Source organism: Streptomyces boluensis, from assembly GCF_009908195.1.
Lineage (GTDB): Bacteria > Actinomycetota > Actinomycetes > Streptomycetales > Streptomycetaceae > Streptomyces > Streptomyces boluensis.
The window spans coordinates 1-16,249 of sequence record NZ_JAAAHS010000151.1 but is presented as its reverse complement, the minus strand read 5'-3'; the positions used below and the strand labels follow the sequence as shown (position 1 = coordinate 16,249).

Sequence of the window (16,249 nt, the reverse complement as noted above, 5' to 3'; positions counted from 1 at the left end):
GACGCACCCCCTCCGCCCGGCCCCGTAAAATCGCCCTCACTGTGTCTGATTTCCACGCGCCCGAAGCCGCCCCGCAGCCCGACGGCCCGACGGCCGGTGTGACGACCACCGGCCGCACGACGACCGACGGACCGAAGCCCGACCGTCCGGCCACCGCCGGCCCTGCCACCGAAGCACGGGAAGCCGACGCGTCGGCCACCGAAGCACCGGCAGCCGCAGCACACGCGGACGCGGACCCGTCCCGCCGGGCCCGGCCCAAGGGGGAGCCGCGCTTCCCCGACGGTCCCGCGCCGGACCCCGCGGGTTCGCATCACGAGCGCCGGATCCGGAGTTTCCAGCCGCGCCGCAGCCGGGTCACCACCAGCCAGGCCGACTTCCTGGAACGGCTGTGGCCCAAGTGGGGCTTCGACATCGACGGCCGGAGCACGCTCGACCTGGACGAGATGTTCGACGGTCTGCCGGTCGTCCTGGAGATCGGCTTCGGGATGGGCGAGGCCACCGGGCAGATGGCGGCCGAGGACCCGGAGACCGGCATCCTCGCCGTCGACGTGCACACCCCCGGCATGGGCAACCTCCTCGGCCTCGCCGAGCGCGGCGGTCTGAGCAACGTCCGGGTGGCCAACGGCGACGCGATCATCCTGCTCCGCGAGATGCTCCCTGCGGCCTCCCTCGACGGACTGCGCGTCTACTTCCCCGACCCCTGGCCGAAGAAGCGCCACCACAAGCGCCGCCTGATCCAGCCTGAGTTCCTCACGCTGGCCGCGCGTGCCCTCAAGCCGGGCGCCCTGGTGCACTGCGCGACCGACTGGGAGGAGTACGCGGAACAGATGCTGGACGTGCTCACCGCGCACCCCGACTACGTCAACACCCAGGAGGACGGCGGGTACGCACCGCGCCCCGCCTTCCGCCCCCTGACCCGCTTCGAGGGCCAGGGCCTGGACAAGGGCCACGTGGTGCACGACCTGCTGTTCCGCCGCACGGAAAGCTGAAGCCGCTCCACACGGACCACGGAAGCCGCCCGTACGTACAGGCAACGGAACCCGCCAGTACGGAAACCGGAACCTGAAGCCGCTCCGTACGGAAACCGGAAGGCGGAAGACGGAACCTAGCGGGCACCCCTACCCGAACCCACCCGTCACCGCACGAATTCCGCCCCATCCCGGCCGGAGTCGTAGGCACCGTCGCGGTGGCGGCCCGTCGCTCGTTAGGGTCAACGGCGTGACCGTCGCGCCCCTGCCCCACGCACCGCGGCCCGGCCCCGCAGGACCGCGGCCCGGCAGGCCCGCGCACTGGTGGCAGCGGCGCTCGGCCAAGGCCTGGGTGCTCGGCGTCCTGCTCGCGCTCTCCGGCCTGGTGATCCTGGCGCTGGTGCGGGAGCAGACCGGCACCGAGGGCTTCCTCGTCGGACTCGGTCTGGCGACGCTGCCGGTGCCGCTACTTCTGGCCGCGTTCCGCTGGCTGGACCGGGTGGAGCCCGGCCCCTGGCGGAACCTGGTGTTCTCCTTCGCCTGGGGCGCCTGCGCGGCCGCCCTCATAGCGATCGTCGCGAACTCCTTCGCCACCCGCTGGATAGCGACCGCCACCGCCGACCCCGCGAGCGCCGACACCCTCGGCGCGACCGTGATAGCCCCGGTCGTCGAAGAGACGGCCAAGGCAGCGGCCGTCCTGCTCGTCTTCCTGTTCCGCAGACGCGAGTTCACCGGCATCGTGGACGGTGTGGTGATAGCCGGAGTCACCGCCACCGGCTTCGCGTTCACCGAGAACATCCTCTACCTCGGCAACGCCTACGGCACCGACGAGGCCAGCGGCATCCACGGCCTCGCCCTCGACTCCGTGACCGCCGCGACCTTCTTCGTCCGCATCGTGATGTCGCCCTTCGCGCACCCGCTGTTCACGGTGCTCACCGGCCTCGGCTTCGGCATCGCGGCCCTCTCCGCCCAACGGCTGCGCGCCCGCCGCGTACTGCTGCCGCTCGTCGGACTGCTCCTGGCGATGGCCATGCACTCCGCGTGGAACAGCTCGGCGGTCTTCGGGAACCTCGGCTTCCTCGCGGTGTACGTCGGCTTCATGGTCCCCGCGTTCGCCCTGCTGACCTGGCTGACCGTCTGGACCCGCCAGCGCGAACTCCGCCTGGTCAGAGCAGAGCTGCCGGTCTACGCCGCGGCCGGCTGGATCGGCCCGCACGAGGCGTACGCGCTGTCCTCGATGCGCGCCCGCAGGATCGCCCGCGAACACGCGGCACTCAGCGGCGGCCCGTCCGCGGCCCAGGTCGTCGAGGAGTACGAGGCGTTCGCCACGTCCCTCGCGTTCCTGCGGCACCGGGGCCGACGCGGCCGCGCGGGCCCGGAGTTCATAGCCCGCGAGCAGGAACTGCTCGGCGAGATATGGCTGCGCCGCCAGATCGCCAGACCCGCCCTGGCATACGCGGCGCAGGCGACCGCCCCCCTCCCGGCACCACGACCCCGCCCGTACGCGAGCCCGTACCCGTACGCGAACCCGAACCCGTACGCAGCCACGCCCCCGAACCCGTACGCCCAGGCCGCCCCCTACCTCCCGTACGTACCGCGCCCCGCGTACGCCCCGCAGGCACCGCACCCGGCGCACAACCCGTACCGCTAGATCTGAACGCGCGGTCAGGCCCGAGAGCGCCCCGAAGCCGCCCTCAGCCCGAGCGAACCCTCAGGCGATCCCTCAGGCGAACCCTCAAGCCGAAGCAGCCGTAAGGTCCGCCAACTCCGCATCGGTGAGCTCGAGTTCAGCCACCTTGAGCAGCGCGGGAAGCTGCTCGACCGTACGCGCCGAGGCGATCGGGGCGACCACGGTCGGCCGGGCCGCGAGCCAGGCGAGCGCGACCGTGGCGAGCTCCGCGTCATGGGCGGCGGCGACCCGGTCGAGGGCGGCGAGCACCTTCGCGCCGCGCTCCGTCTCCAGGTGACCGCCCGCGCTCTGCGCCCGCGCGCTGTCCACGGCGGCACCCGGACGGTACTTGCCGGTGAGGAAGCCGGAGGCGAGCGCGTAGTACGGCACCGCTGCGAGACCGGACCGGGAGGCGATCTCCTGGAGCGGGCCCTCGTACGTGTCGCGGGAGACGAGGTTGTAGTGCGGCTGGAGCGCGACATAGCGGGCGAGGCCCTCGCGCTCGGCGAACTCGAGGGACTCGCGCAGCCGCTCGGGCGAGATGTTGGAGGCCGCGACGGCGCGCACGGTGCCCGCGCGGACCAACTCGTCGAGGGCGGTGACGATCTCCTCGACCGGCACGGCCGGGTCGTCGAAGTGCGTGTAGAAGAGGTCGATGTAGTCGGTGCCCAGGCGGCGCAGGGACTCCTCGGCACCGGCCTTGATGGTGGGGGCGGCCAGGCCGCGCAGGTCCTCGCGGCCGCCGACCTTGGTGGCGATGACGACGTCATCGCGATTGCCGCGCGCGGCAAGCCAGTTGCCGATGATCGTCTCGGACTCGCCGCCGCTGTTGCCGGAGACCCAGGCGGAGTAGACGTCGGCGGTGTCGATGAAGTTGCCGCCGGCCTCGGTGTAGGCGTCGAGTACGGCGAAGGAGCGGTCCTGGTCCGCGGTCCAGCCGAAGACATTGCCGCCGAGGGCGAGCGGGAAGACCGAGAGGTCGGAGGAACCGAGGGGGCGTAGAGCAGTCATGAAGGGGTCAACAGCCGCCGCCGGCGGGCGTATTCCGGCACGGACGCGCGCGTGAGCGCGGAACGTGTACGGATTACCAGGTGACCGGCCCGCGCGCACAGGCGCACGGACCGCACCGACCCGCTCGGCGGCACTGTCGAGGACATGCCTCACCTCACCGATGCATGCCTCGTACCGGCAGCCCTGACGTCGGGGGGTAGTGCGCCAGGGCCACCGGAACCGGTGGAACTCAGCGGGTCAGATGCTGACGCCCTTGTCGCGGAGAAAGGCGGCCGGGTCCATCAGGTCGCCGGCCGGGGTCTTGACCTCGAAGTGGAGGTGCGGCCCGGTGGAGTTGCCGGTGGAACCGACCCGTCCGATGACATCGCCGGTGGAGACCTTCTGGCCCACGCTGACGTTCATCGAGGACTGGTGGTTGTACGCCAGCTCCGTGCCGTCCTCCAGCTCGACCACCGTGCGGTAGCCGTAACTACCGGACCAGCCGGCCTCCTTGACGGTGCCGGTGTGGACCGACTTGATCGGCGTACCCGTCGGGGCGGCGAAGTCCAGACCCGTGTGGTAGCCGGACGACCACATGGAACCGGCCTGCCCGTACGTGGTGGTGATGGTGTACGAGGAGAGCGGGACGGCGAAGCTGCGGGCGAGCTTGGCGAGACGCTCGGCCTCCGCCTTGCGCTTCGCCTCCTCCTCGGCCTTCCGCTTGGCCTCGGCGGCCTTCCGCTCGGCCTCGGTCTGCTGCTTCTCGGCCTCTTCGGCGGCGGCCTTCGCGGCGGCGTCGGCGGCGGCGGTCTGCTCGGCCGCCGCGGCCTCGTCCTGCTTCGACTCGGCCTGCTGCATGATGCGGGTGCGCAGGGCCTCACCGGCGTCGGCGGAGGCGGCCTGCGGTTCGCCGCCGAGCTGCGCCACCGGGGCGCCGGAGGCGGCGGTGGCCTGGGTGACACCGGAGAAGTCGTCGCCGGCGTCGTCCGAACCGGAGTCGTCGGAGATCAGCGAGCCGACCCCGGGAAGCGACTCGGCGTCGGGCAGCGAGTCGGTGACTCCGGACAGGTCGGGCATCGAGATCGGTACCGGCGGGCGGTCCTTGGCGGTCGCTATGCCACCGGCGCCGACTGCGGCGATGACGCCGACGCCGAGCACGGTGGAGCTGCGCGCGAAGCCGCCACGCTGCTTGCCGACGCGGTGCCGGCCACGCACGGGACGAATGGACTCCTCAGTGGGGTTCCACTCTTCCCAGGGCTCCTCGTCGTGCCCGAACGCCTGGTCACCGTCCGGGAAATACGAGGGTTCGTAGCCACTCCGGGCTCGGCTTGCGGGTGTCGCCACGGGGGCGCACTCCTTTCCTTCCTTCTCGCCTACCGGGTTAGCTGACGGGTTCGGAACAGGAAGGTTTCCTACGGGCGCCTCACTCGCCGTGGCCGCCTCCACTGGAGGCAGTCGCGGTGAAAGGTGCCCGATTCACCCCAAGTTGGTGGTTCCCCGGCTCCCTTGCGGGATTAAGCGTGTGCGCACGGAGCCGACTCTTGTGACGGCTGGGACGACCGCGCTGCGTTATCGAACGTTAATAGACAGCGGCATCGGATTCCAAGCTGTTCCGACTGATCGTTCATGGCTTTGGCCAGTGCTTATCGGACACCAGGGGTCGGAACCGGGCGAGTTGACCACTGCTTTCATGCGCTCTTAGCGGCCCTGAATTCTGACGGTGCGTCATTTGTTATGCGGAGGGCTGCCCTTCACTCACTGAGCGTGATCCGCGAGGGCCCCTCGACGGGTGCTGAGGCCGGCCGCCGCACCGCGAGCAGCGCCATGTCGTCGGTCATACCACCGCCCCCGGTATGCGCCCGCACCTCCTCGGCCACCGCGGCAAGCAGCGCGTCCGGCGCCGGGAACACCCGCCCCCTGAGCCGGGCCGCCGGGTCGTAGAACACCCCCGCCTCGTCCCGCGCCTCCGAAAGCCCGTCGGTGAAGAAAAGCAGCGTCGCGCCGCCGGGGAAGCCCGACTCACCCGCGCGGTCGGGCCAGGACGCCAAGTCGCCCATCCCGAGCGGCAACGCGGGCTCGACCACCTCCAGCTCCCGCAGCGTCCCGTCGGCGAGCAGCAGCAGCGGCTCCGGGTGGCCGCGGTTGATGAACCGTACGACCTCCTGCCCGTGCGGCATCTCGGCGAGCACCGCGGTCGTGAACCCCTCGAAGGCGTCGAGGCCGTCGCGCCGGGTGCCCTCCCGCGCCAGCGCGCGCTCCAGGCGCTGCGCCACCGCCTCCAGCGTCGCCTCCTGCTCGGCGGCCTCCCGGAACGCCCCGATCACCACGGCCACCGCCTCCACCGCGCCGAGCCCCTTGCCGCGCACGTCGCCCACGACGAGCCGTACGCCGTGCGGGGTCTCCTGCACCGCGTACAGGTCGCCGCCGATGAACGCGTTGGCCTGCGCCGCCTCGTACCGCGCCGCCACCTCCAAACCACCGATCCGGGACGCCGGTTCGGGCAGCACGGCACGCTGGGCGGCCTCGGCGATCTCGTGCGCGGAGGCGAGCTTCTCGCTGCGATGTCGTACGACGACGTTGATGAGGACGGCGAGGCCGGAGACCGTGACCACGTTGATGAGCTCGGTGAGTTCCTGGGGACGCCCCACCGTCCCGTAGTGCACTTGAAGCACGAAGAGACTGGCGGAGGCGGCGAGTCCGGTGAGCACCGTGCCCGCCAGGCCGAAGAACGGGGCCGCGATCAGCGGAGCCGCCGAGAACAGCGGGGCGGCCGTGAAGCGGGGCGGGGTGAGCAGCGCCGTGACCAGACCGACGGCGAGCAGCAGCGCGGGCAGCACCCGTACGAAAGCGTGCGCGTGCACGATGGGCCGCGGCGCACGGCGATCGCCACGGAGCGGCCGACCGCCCGCACCGCGACGGTTCCCACCCCGCCGCCGCCCTCGCGCTCGTCGCTGCCCCACCGGTCGTCTCCTGCCCCGTCCGCGTCCGTCCGGCGGACCACTGCCGCTCCCACCCAGGGTTCCGGCCCTCTGCTCGGCGGGCGACTCGTTGACCGCCGTCCGGGTTACGGGGAGGGCTCCCGGCCTCGTACGCGGGGTGGCGTGAGGGGTCACCAGGATGGCGTATAGTTGTGTTCAGCGGCGCGGGGTGGAGCAGCTCGGTAGCTCGCTGGGCTCATAACCCAGAGGTCGCAGGTTCAAATCCTGTCCCCGCTACTGAAGACATAAGGCCCGACACATTTCGATGTGTCGGGCCTTATGCATGTCCGCGACCGCTTCTCCGGCTGCGTGAGCCGCGCCCCGTGGCGACCATGGGGTGACGGGCTCGGGGCAGCACGGAAGTCGAGGTCGGACGATGGCCGGAGCGGGACAGGACGCGGGCGACGGCGCACAGGGCTGGCAGCAACGGCCGCACCAGCCACCGCGATCGACATCGCCAGGAGCGAGCCGGGGCCTGGCCATCTCGGCACTCGTCCTCGGCATCGTCGCGTGCGCGCTGTTCTGGACCGTCGTGGGCGGATTCCTGCTCGGGCTGCTCGCCGTCGTCCTCGGCATCGTGGCGGCGCTGCGCGGACGAAGCGGCCCCGGGTCCGGTCGCGGCATGGCCGTCGGCGGCGCCGTCCTGGGCGCCCTGGCCATGATCGGCGCCGGCCTGATCCTCGTCGTGGGCCTCGCACTGTGGAACTCCGACTCGGTCGAGGACTTCAAGCAGTGCCTGCGCGAGGCCCGCAGCGACGCCGACCGGCACTCCTGCGAGCTGAAGTTCGACCGGGAGTACGACAAGGACTGGCGCGACCTCGGCACCTGACGCGGCGCCTTCGGGCTCACTTCTCCTCGCCCGGCACGCGAACGGGGCTGCCGCGCCGCCCAGTTGAGCCCGTCGGCGAGCGGTGCCGGGAGGGGTCTCTCAACACAACAGCGCCCGACCCCACCGTGGTGGAGTCGGGCGCTGTTCGGCAGGTCAGAAGGGTTTCCCCCAAGACCCGCGCGCTGTAGGCCGTGTGGGACTCGAACCCACAACCAATGGATTAAAAGTCCACTGCTCTGCCAATTGAGCTAACGGCCCGCGTCAACGCTCCCCCGAGCATAGCCGCAGGAGCGGAGAGAGCCGATCGGGTATCGGTGCCGGGACACGGAAGCGGGCCCGCTCCGGGGAGTGGGCCCGCTTCATGTCAGACGGTGATGCCGACCGGATCAGCCGTTGCGCTTCCAGCGCGGCTTGTCGTCGCGGCGGCCGACGGAGCCGGTGGTGCCACCGCGGTGGTCGTCACGGCGGTTGAACGGACGGTCGCTGCCACCGCGGTGCTCACGGCGGTCACGGTTGAAGGGGCGGTCGTCGCGGTTGAACGGACGGTCGCCGGCGCCACGGTGCTCACGGCGGTCACGGTTGAAGCCACCGCCCTGGCCACCACGGTCATCGCGACGCTCGAACGAACGGCCACCACGGTCATCACGACGGTCACGGTTGAAACCGCCACCCTGACCACCACGGTCATCGCGACGCTCGAACGAACGGCCACCACGGTCATCACGACGGTCACGGTTGAAACCGCCACCCTGACCACCACGGTCGTCGCGACGGTCACGGTTGAAACCGCCACGGTCGCCACCGCGGTCGTCCCGACGGTCACGCCGGTCAAAGTTGCCCCGGTCGTCCCGACGGTCACGGCGGTCGTACGAGGGACGCTCGTCGCGGGACTCGCGCGGCTCCCGCACCTCGCGCACGGCCTCACGGGGCTCCGGAACCTCGACCTCGGCGGCGCTCGCCTCGGCGGCCGCGGCGACGGCCTGCTCCGGGTCGTCGCCCCGCTCACGCGCGGCGCGCGCCGTGAGGCGGTCGGCCTCCTCGCGCAGCTCGGTCGCCCGACGCTGCGCGCGCTCCAGGTCCTTGGTGAGGTCGGAGACATCGCGCTCGGCCTGCTTCGCGGCGTTGTCCGCGGAGTCGGCCTGCACCTCGGTCAGCGACCGGGCACCGGTGATGTCGGCGACCTCGGGGTCGAACGCGCCGCCCTGGCCGATGAGGTGGCGCGAGGCGTCGACGCCCGCGTCCTCCATCAGCCGGAAGATCTGGCGCCGCTGGTGCGGCAGGGACAGGGACACGACCGTGCCGGAGCGGCCCGCGCGAGCGGTACGGCCCGAGCGGTGCAGGTAGTCCTTGTGGTCGCCGGCCGGGTCCACGTTCAGGACCAGGTCGATGCCGTCGACGTGGATACCGCGGGCGGCGACGTCGGTCGCGACGAGCGCGTTGACGTAACCGTCCTTGAAGTCGGCGAGGGTGCGGGTACGCGCGCCCTGCGTCATGCCGCCGTGCAGCGCGTCGGCCTTCACACCGGCGTCGCGCAGCTGCTCCGCGATGCGGTCGGCGCCCAGCTGGGTGCGGACGAAGATGATCGTGCGGCCCTTGCGCGCGGCGATCGCGGCGGTGACCGGAGCCTTGTCGCGCGGCTTCACGATGAGGATGTGGTGCGTCATGGTCGTGACGTTGCCCTGGGCGCTGTCGACCTCGTGCGTCACCGGGTTGGTCAGGTAGCGCTTGACCAGGGTGGAGATCTCGTTCTCCATCGTGGCCGAGAACAGCATCCGCTGGCCGCCGGCCGGGACCTGGTCCAGCAGCTCGGTGACCTCGGGCAGGAAGCCCAGGTCGGACATCTGGTCGGCCTCGTCGAGGACGGCCACCTGGACGTTCTCCAGGGAGCAGGCGCCACGGTTGATGATGTCGCGCAGTCGGCCCGGGGTGGCGACGAGGACGTCGACGCCGCGCTCCAGGGCGTAGATCTGGTTGCCCATCGACGTACCGCCGCAGACGACCTTCATCTTGAGGCCGAGCACGTCGCCGTAGGGCTGGAGGGCGTCGGCGACCTGCATCGCCAGCTCGCGGGTCGGGGTCAGGATGACCGCGCGGGGCTTCTTCTTCTCGGTGTGACCGCCGGCCAGCGTGGCCAGGGTCGGGAGACCGAAGGAGAGGGTCTTGCCGGAGCCGGTACGGCCACGGCCGAGGATGTCCTTGCCGGCCAGGGCGTCCGGGATGGTCGCGGCCTGGATCGGGAAGGGCGAGGTGACGCCGTTCTGCGCGAGCTTGCGGACGACGCCCTCGGGCAGTCCCAGGTCGCCGAAGGTGATCTCGGGAACCTCGGGAACCTCAGGAGCCTCGGGGGCCACGTCGGCGGCGGGGGCCTCGGTCGCGACAGCGGCGGTCACGACAGCCTCGTCCGCGTCGTTCTCGGGCAGGACGGAGTGCTCAGTACTGAAAGTGGACATGCGAAATGCGAAACCTTCCGGAGTCTCGGCACGCGCCCAAACTCCGTGAATCGCAATTCGACCGCCTCAATGCGGTCAGCCACGGCTAGGGAGAGTACGCGCCACACGGCGCTCTTCGATGCTGGCGCCGGGCAAATGGGATCAAACGATCTACCACTGTACGCACCTACACCCACGCCTGGCAAACCGTCGCGCTGACCTGCACAAATGCCCCCGAACGTCACCTTCGGCAGCTCAGGAAGGCCCGGCCTGCGGCGACGGCTCGCGGCCCTGGAACGAGGCGTCCTCGATGTCGCCGACATCACCACCGCCCGGCCCGTCGAACGTCGACTGCGTACGGTGCGCGGCCGACGAGGACGGCTCTGCCGTGGACGGCTGCGGCGTCGGCGTCGCCCCCGGCGTGCCCGGTGTGCTCTGCGAGGGCGGCGGCGTGGCCGAGGGCTCGGCCGGCGGCTTCGTACGGGTCGGCTCCGTACGGGTCGGCGTCGGCCGCGTCGACCCGGACGGGTCCGGCGTACGGCTCGGGGTCGCGGCCGACGACGGGGCCGCCGGGTCGCTCGGGTCCGCCTCGCCGTCCCCGCCGGGCCGCGCGCCCCCGTCCTGCGCCCCGTGCCCGGAGCCGCCGCTCACCACGGGGCCGCCGTCCGGCCCGGGACCCGCGCCCCGGTCACCGCCGCGCTCCGCCTCGGGCGCCGACTTACGGACCGGAGCGGGCTCCTCGGCGTCACCGTCGACGGCCACACACCCCGCGCTCACGCCGAGGGCGACCAGCGCCGCGGCCAGACGAACGGATACGTACAACTGGCGCACGAGCGGGCACCTCCGAGGTGCGGGGACGGGGTTCTCCTGCCCAACTCCCGCCGCCCACAGGAGGACACGCCGCGCACACCGGCGCCCGGACCGCGCGTTGCGGACCGCGCACGCCCCGCATCACACCTCGAAAACCCCCAAGCCGGTCAAGCCGGTCACCCGTAACCGAGCGCGTGCAGCCGGGCGTCGTCGATGCCGAAGTGGTGGGCGATCTCGTGCACCACGGTGATCTCCGTCTCCGCCACCACGTCCTCGCGCGACGCGCACATCCGCAGCGTCGGACCGAGGTAGATCGTGATGCGGTCCGGCAGCACTCCCGCGTACCACTCGCCGCGCTCGGTGAGCGGAGTCCCTTCGTAGAGCCCGAGCAACTCCGGGTCCTGGGCCGGGGGTTCGTCCTCCACGAACACCGCGACGTTGTCCATCAGCCGTGTCAGCTCCGGCGGGATCCTGTCCAGCGCCTCGGCGACCAGTTCCTCGAACTCCTCGCGCGTCATCTCCAGCACCACTCCATTGTCAGGCACACCCCGGCATACCCACCCGCGCGCGTGGGCATACGGGCCCAATGGCCAGCGCCCGCGCCGCCACGCCACGCGTCTTGCACCGGATACGGACCGCCCCGGCCGCGTTCGTACGCCACTACCGCGCACGCCGTCCGCCGCCGGTCAGCGAACTCGTCAAGGCGCCGCATCCCCTCGCCCGCGCCCTCGGCACGGTCGCGGTGGTGCTGCTCGGCGCCTGGCTCGGTCTCCTTGTCGTCGGCAGCGTGCGCGCCCCGGTCGGCCCGATGGACACCCGGATGACGCTACGGCCCTCCCTCGACGGCGGCACGAAGATCAACGTCGCCCCGCTCGGCGCCCTCGAACTCGACTCCCACACCGCCCCGGTCCGCCTCGACGTCGACGTCGACAGCCTCGACCCGGACCGCGCCCGCGCCCTCGTCGACCACCCCGAACGGCTCGCCGGGCTGCAGGACGAGGTCGCCCGGGACGTCCAGACCGGCGCCCGCGACCTGGCGCTGAGCTCCTGCGTCGCGGTCGTCGCGGGCGCCGGCGCGCTGAGCCTCGCCGTCCACCGCAGCCCGCGCCGCGCCCTCACCGCCGGGGGTCTCGCGCTTGCGCTGCTCGCCGCGTCGGGGGCCACCGCGTTCGCCACCTGGAACCCCAAGTCGGTCCTGGAGCCCCGCTTCTCCGGACTGCTCTCCTCCGCCCCCTCCGTGGTCGGCAACGCCCGCAGTATCGTCAGCGAATTCGACGCCTACCAGAAGGAGTTGGCGCGCCTGGTCACCAACGTCACCAAGCTGTACGACGCCACCTCCACCCTCCCTACGTACGCCCCCGACCCGTCCACCACGCGCGTGCTGCACGTTTCCGACATCCATCTGAACCCGGCGAGCTGGCACATCATCGCCTCGCTCGTGGAGCAGTACGAGATCGACGTGATCATCGACTCGGGCGACACCATGGACCACGGCACGGCCGCCGAGAACGGCTTCCTCGACCCGATCGAGGACCTCGGCGCCCCGTACGTATGGGTGCGCGGCAACCATGACTCCCGTACGACGCAGCGCTACCTGGAACGCCTGAAGAACGTGCGCGTCCTGGACGAGGGCAGCGCGGTGAACGTCGGCGGGCTGCGCGTCGCGGGCATCGGCGACCCGCAGTTCACCCCCGACCGCTCGGTCGTCGCCGGGGGCGACCCGACCGAACGCACGGCGGGCAGCTACCTCGCCGGTTCCCTGCGCGCCCAGCGGGCCGTGGGCGCGCCCGTGGACATCGCCGTCGCGCACAACCCGGTCGCGGCCCGGCAGACCGACGGGTACGTCCCACTGGTCCTGGCCGGCCACGTCCACCACCCGAAGACGGAGCAGCTCCCCGGCGGCACCCGGCTGCGGATCGAGGGCTCCACCGGGGGCAGTGGGCTGCGCGCGATCGAGGACGACGAGCCGGACCCGGTCACCGCCTCGGTGCTCTACCTGGACCGGACCACCAAGCGGCTGCAGGCCTGGGACCAGATCGAGCTGGGCGGCCTCGGCCTCACCACCGCCGAGGTCAGCCGCCACCTGCCGGAGGAGAACGAACCCGGCGCGACCCCGTCACCACCCCTCTCTCCGAAACCGTCGTCGAAGCCCTCGTCGGAGTCCTCGGTGGAGCGCTCCGGCAGGTCGTCGAGCCCGTCCCCGTAAACCGTTTTGGCGATAGCTCCCCGCACCCCGTATGCTTCTCACGTCCCCGACGCGCTGCGAAGCGCACACGGCGGGTCGATAGCCCTCATCGTCTAGCGGCCTAGGACGCCGCCCTTTCAAGGCGGTAGCACGGGTTCGAATCCCGTTGGGGGCACGCACAACCCTGTGCGACACTTAGTCGCGCAACAGCTTGGTCCTGTGGAGCAGTTTGGAGTGCTCGCCACCCTGTCAAGGTGGAGGCCGCGGGTTCAAATCCCGTCAGGACCGCTGAGATTCCTCGTGAATCTCGTGGCTGGGTAGCTCAGTTGGTACGAGCGATCGCCTGAAAAGCGATAGGTCGCCGGTTCGACCCCGGCCCCAGCCACAACCGCCCGTCAGGGCAAGAGGCCCCGAGAAGATCACTTCTCGGGGCCTCTCTCGTGCGCGCACACCGGCCCGCACGCGTACCGCCGCCCCATGTCGAATCCCGAGACAAAGGGTCAGCCCGCGAGACGAGCGGCCGAGGGCGGCGGGCACGCCGGGAGCTTGTGGCGCAGGTCAGCGCCTCGTCCGCGGCGTACTAGAAGCATCAACAACACGCCAGGCGCCAGATACTGCCGCTCTTTGTCCCATATGTCTTGACAAAGGCATTTGCCCAAGAGGAGCGTTAACAGGGCAAGTTCACTGTCAGTCATTACGCGAGAGTGGGACAGCCTGAACACGTCGCCCCACCCATGCAGTCTGGAGGGCGAGTGCGGATGAGTAACAGTGTGGTGGTCAAGAGGGTAGGTGCGGCAGTCGCTGCCGCGGCCGCGGCGTTCGCGTTCGGAGTCGGCACGGTTGGCGCCTCCGGAGACGCGGTGGCCAGGATCTCTCCAGTGGACACGTCCTGCACCAACAACGGCGGTCACGAGCCCGGCGGTCAGCAGCCCACTTGCAACAACGACGGCGGCCTGACGCAGGAGAGCGAGAACCAGAACCCGGCCGGTCACGCCCCTGGTGGACACAACAAGGGATAGCGACCAGCGCCAACTCGTTGACTCAACAGAGGAGTTGAAGACGGTTTCGAGAGACCGGCTCGCCCGTACACCCTGAGGTGCGCGGGCGAGGCCGGTCTTGCTCAACTCTTCGTCTCCGGCGCCGTGTTCGCGTGTACGTTGCCGCGGCGGCGCCAGGCGCGTGCCGCGAAGAACGTGGCCACCGCGGCGACCGCGATCAGCACCAACGCTCCGTCCGAGACCCGCTCACCGATGCCCCGGGCCCACTGCTCGACCGCGAACGAGTCGTCCACGTCGAGGATTCCGGGCAGTGCCGTCGTGCCGTCGAACGCCAGGAACAACGTGCCGAGCGCGATGAAGAACAGGCCCGACAGGGTCGACGTCGTATGCAGCTCGAAGCGGCCGACGCGGAACGTGCGACCGCGCAGCCAGCGGCGGCGGCCCAGGTCGAAGCGCTCCCAGAGCAGCGCGAGGAGGAACAGCGGCACGGCCATGCCGAGGGCGTAGACCGCGAGCAGCGCGCCGCCGTATCCCGGGTTGCCGCCGAGGGCCGCGACCGTGAGGACGCTGCCGAGGATCGGGCCCGCGCAGAAGCCCGCCAGGCCGTAGACCGCGCCGAGTGCGTACACCGACAGGGCCGTGGTCGGGCGGATGCGGCCGGAGAGCTCGGACATCCTGCGGGACGCGAAGCCCATGCCGAGGATCTGCAGCACGCCGAGCGCGATGATCAGCCAGCCGCCGACGAGGACGAGCAGATCCCGGTTGCCGTAGAAGAACCGGCCCGCGAACGAGCCCGCGGCGCCCAGCGGGACCAGGGTGGTGGCCAGGCCCAGGTAGAAGATGCCGGTACGCGCGAGGAGCCGGGACGAGCTGTCGATCGAGTACGCGAAGAAGGCGGGCAGCAGCAGGGCGCTGCACGGGCTGAGCAGGGCGAGCAGACCGCCGAGGAACGCGGCTAGGTAGCCGATGTCGCCGGTCACTTCTTGTCGTCCCGCTTCGCCGCCGCTTCCTCGATGGCCTGCTCGAAGGTCTCCGCAGGCTGGGCGCCCGCGAGCGGGCGGCCGTTGACCAGGAAGGACGGGGTGGAGGTGGCGCCGAGCTTGTACGCCTCCTCGGTGTCCTTCGCCACCGCCTTCTTCGCGGCGGCGCTGTCGACGTCCTCGGTGAAGCGGTCGAGGTCGTCGACGCCCGCGGTCTTCGCGAGGGCGGTCAGGCGGTCCTTCGCGAAGCCCTTCTCCTTGGCGCCGTCCGCGTACGCCGCAGCATGGAACTGCCAGAAGCGGCCCTGCTGTCCGGCGGCCCAGGCGGCCCGCGCGGCGGCCTCCGACTCGGCGCCGAAGATCGGGAAGTTGCGCCACTCGATGCGCAGGGTGCCGTTGTCGACGTACTTCTGCACGAGTCCGGGCTCGGTGTCGCGGGCGAACTTGCCGCAGAAGCCGCACTTGAAGTCGGCGTACTCGACGAGGACGACGGGCGCGTCCGCCTTGCCCTGGGCCAGCTTGTCGCCCGCGTCGCGGCGGGCCAGCTTCTCCAGCTCCGGGTAGACCCCGTTCTGCGGGTCGGCGGAGACATCGGCGACGGGGCTGTCCTTGCCGCCTTCGGCCTGGTCGGAGCCGGGCTTGGTCGCGGTGTACGAGAAGACGCCGAGGAGCAGCGCGGCGACCAGGACGGCGGCGCCGATGGCGATACCGCGGCCCTTGCCGGGCGCGGTCGAGGTGTTCTTGGGCATGAGGTGTCAGGTCTCCTGGTGGAACGGTTCGAGAAGCGTGGCGGTCAGCGGCCGGCCGGCGCGGGGCACGCGACCTCGCCGGCGAGGCGGCGGGCCGTGGCCACCGCGAGCAGTACGAGGGAGGCGACGGCGAGCGCGGGCTGCAGCGGCGCCCATACGGTGAGCGCGCCGGAGGTGCCGAGGGCGAGCAGCGCGAGCTTGTTGCAGACCGGGCAGCCGACGGCGAGGAACGAGAGCAGTGCTCCGGCCGAGCCGAGCCGCGAGACGCGCTCCGGCTTCCCGGCGCGGTCGGTGCGCTCGGTGCGCTCGGTGCGCTCGGGGTCGGTGCGGTCGGTGCGCTCGGTGCCTGTCCGTACGTACGTCGCGATGAGCAGTCCGGCGAGCAGGGCGGAGGCCACCAGTACCGGGTAGCTCCACCACTCGGGCGGGATCTCGCGGCCGAAGAACGGGCTCGGGACGAGTGCCGTCGGCAGGCCGAGCAGCAGGGCGCTGAGCACGGCGGAGGCGAGCGCGACGGACCAGCGCGCCGCCGACCAGGTGGTGGGGGCGCGCAGTGCGAGCCGCAGGTTCATGCGGGCTTTCTCCTGTCCTGGGTGTCGAGTTGAGGGCCGGAGACAGGGCCCTCTACACGCGCAGGACGGAGAGTTCGACGGGGGTCGGGGGG

General features: G+C 71.4%; 14 protein-coding genes, 5 tRNA genes and 1 riboswitch. Of the genes, 9 read left to right on the top strand and 10 right to left on the bottom strand.

Annotated elements, in window-relative coordinates; all coding sequences use genetic code 11:
- Positions 1 to 41: 41 nt before the first annotated feature.
- Together trmB and GUY60_RS19660 are read left to right on the top strand one after the other, a co-directional pair.
- Positions 42 to 989: a tRNA (guanosine(46)-N7)-methyltransferase TrmB gene (trmB, locus tag GUY60_RS19665; RefSeq protein WP_312866355.1), complete on the top strand. Its 948-nt coding sequence runs from the start codon at positions 42 to 44 to the stop codon at positions 987 to 989.
- A 229-nt stretch (positions 990 to 1,218) separates the two neighbouring features.
- On the top strand, positions 1,219 to 2,619 hold the full coding sequence (locus GUY60_RS19660; RefSeq protein ID WP_187370081.1) for a PrsW family glutamic-type intramembrane protease: 1,401 nt from the start codon (positions 1,219 to 1,221) through the stop codon (positions 2,617 to 2,619).
- 84 nt (positions 2,620 to 2,703) lie between these two features.
- Here GUY60_RS19660 and GUY60_RS19655 read toward each other — a convergent pair whose 3' ends face one another.
- The 3 genes from GUY60_RS19655 to GUY60_RS19645 all read right to left on the bottom strand — a co-directional run bounded on the left by GUY60_RS19655 (position 2,704) and on the right by GUY60_RS19645 (position 6,644).
- Entirely contained in the window at positions 2,704 to 3,648 is a 945-nt protein-coding gene (locus tag GUY60_RS19655) for an aldo/keto reductase (protein WP_161699638.1), read from the bottom strand.
- Between the two features lie 237 nt (positions 3,649 to 3,885).
- Positions 3,886 to 4,971: a M23 family metallopeptidase gene (locus GUY60_RS19650; protein ID WP_161699636.1), complete on the bottom strand. Its 1,086-nt coding sequence runs from the start codon at positions 4,969 to 4,971 to the stop codon at positions 3,886 to 3,888.
- Positions 4,972 to 4,982: 11 nt separating this feature from the next.
- Positions 4,983 to 5,158: riboswitch (cyclic di-AMP (ydaO/yuaA leader) on the bottom strand.
- 220 nt (positions 5,159 to 5,378) lie between these two features.
- Positions 5,379 to 6,644 (bottom strand): PP2C family protein-serine/threonine phosphatase, encoded by a 1,266-nt coding sequence (locus GUY60_RS19645; protein ID WP_161699640.1) that lies wholly within the window; start codon positions 6,642 to 6,644, stop codon positions 5,379 to 5,381.
- A 124-nt stretch (positions 6,645 to 6,768) separates the two neighbouring features.
- Here GUY60_RS19645 and GUY60_RS19640 point away from each other — a divergent pair.
- Positions 6,769 to 6,842, top strand: a tRNA-Met gene (locus tag GUY60_RS19640).
- A 139-nt stretch (positions 6,843 to 6,981) separates the two neighbouring features.
- Positions 6,982 to 7,434 carry a DUF4190 domain-containing protein gene (locus GUY60_RS19635; protein WP_161699634.1) on the top strand — a complete coding sequence of 151 codons (453 nt, stop codon included), beginning with the start codon at positions 6,982 to 6,984 and terminating at the stop codon, positions 7,432 to 7,434.
- A gap of 185 nt (positions 7,435 to 7,619) precedes the next feature.
- Here the strand turns inward: GUY60_RS19635 and GUY60_RS19630 are convergent.
- The 4 genes from GUY60_RS19630 to GUY60_RS19615 form a co-directional block, all read right to left on the bottom strand.
- Positions 7,620 to 7,692: transfer RNA gene (locus GUY60_RS19630), tRNA-Lys, on the bottom strand.
- 128 nt (positions 7,693 to 7,820) lie between these two features.
- On the bottom strand, positions 7,821 to 9,884 hold the full coding sequence (locus GUY60_RS19625; RefSeq protein ID WP_161699632.1) for a DEAD/DEAH box helicase: 2,064 nt from the start codon (positions 9,882 to 9,884) through the stop codon (positions 7,821 to 7,823).
- A gap of 234 nt (positions 9,885 to 10,118) precedes the next feature.
- Positions 10,119 to 10,694 carry a hypothetical protein gene (locus GUY60_RS19620; RefSeq protein ID WP_161699631.1) on the bottom strand — a complete coding sequence of 192 codons (576 nt, stop codon included), beginning with the start codon at positions 10,692 to 10,694 and terminating at the stop codon, positions 10,119 to 10,121.
- A gap of 155 nt (positions 10,695 to 10,849) precedes the next feature.
- Complete coding sequence (locus GUY60_RS19615) at positions 10,850 to 11,200, bottom strand: metallopeptidase family protein (protein WP_161699629.1); 351 nt, start codon at positions 11,198 to 11,200, stop codon at positions 10,850 to 10,852.
- A gap of 59 nt (positions 11,201 to 11,259) precedes the next feature.
- Between GUY60_RS19615 and GUY60_RS19610 the strand changes: the two genes are divergently transcribed.
- The 5 genes from GUY60_RS19610 (at position 11,260) to GUY60_RS39095 (ending at position 13,877) form a co-directional block, all read left to right on the top strand.
- Positions 11,260 to 12,879: a metallophosphoesterase family protein gene (locus GUY60_RS19610; protein ID WP_161699626.1), complete on the top strand. Its 1,620-nt coding sequence runs from the start codon at positions 11,260 to 11,262 to the stop codon at positions 12,877 to 12,879.
- A gap of 81 nt (positions 12,880 to 12,960) precedes the next feature.
- Positions 12,961 to 13,033 (top strand) — tRNA-Glu (locus GUY60_RS19605).
- Positions 13,034 to 13,071: 38 nt separating this feature from the next.
- Positions 13,072 to 13,146: transfer RNA gene (locus GUY60_RS19600), tRNA-Asp, on the top strand.
- A 23-nt stretch (positions 13,147 to 13,169) separates the two neighbouring features.
- Positions 13,170 to 13,243 (top strand) — tRNA-Phe (locus GUY60_RS19595).
- A gap of 493 nt (positions 13,244 to 13,736) precedes the next feature.
- A complete protein-coding gene (locus tag GUY60_RS39095; protein ID WP_246235278.1) occupies positions 13,737 to 13,877 on the top strand; it encodes a hypothetical protein in 141 nt (46 codons plus the stop codon).
- Between the two features lie 101 nt (positions 13,878 to 13,978).
- On the opposite strand, the gene GUY60_RS19585 is transcribed toward GUY60_RS39095, so the two are convergent.
- From GUY60_RS19585 to GUY60_RS19575, 3 genes are read right to left on the bottom strand one after another with little or no spacing between them, the layout of a single operon-like run.
- Positions 13,979 to 14,836 carry a cytochrome c biogenesis CcdA family protein gene (locus GUY60_RS19585; RefSeq protein ID WP_161699622.1) on the bottom strand — a complete coding sequence of 286 codons (858 nt, stop codon included), beginning with the start codon at positions 14,834 to 14,836 and terminating at the stop codon, positions 13,979 to 13,981.
- Positions 14,833 to 15,585 carry a DsbA family protein gene (locus GUY60_RS19580; protein WP_161699620.1) on the bottom strand — a complete coding sequence of 251 codons (753 nt, stop codon included), beginning with the start codon at positions 15,583 to 15,585 and terminating at the stop codon, positions 14,833 to 14,835. The genes GUY60_RS19585 and GUY60_RS19580 overlap by 4 nt, the downstream gene beginning before the upstream one ends.
- A 44-nt stretch (positions 15,586 to 15,629) precedes the next feature.
- The gene (locus GUY60_RS19575) at positions 15,630 to 16,157 is read right to left on the bottom strand and encodes a hypothetical protein (protein WP_161699618.1); all 528 of its coding nucleotides are present in this window, start codon (positions 16,155 to 16,157) and stop codon (positions 15,630 to 15,632) included.
- Positions 16,158 to 16,249 lie beyond the last annotated feature (92 nt).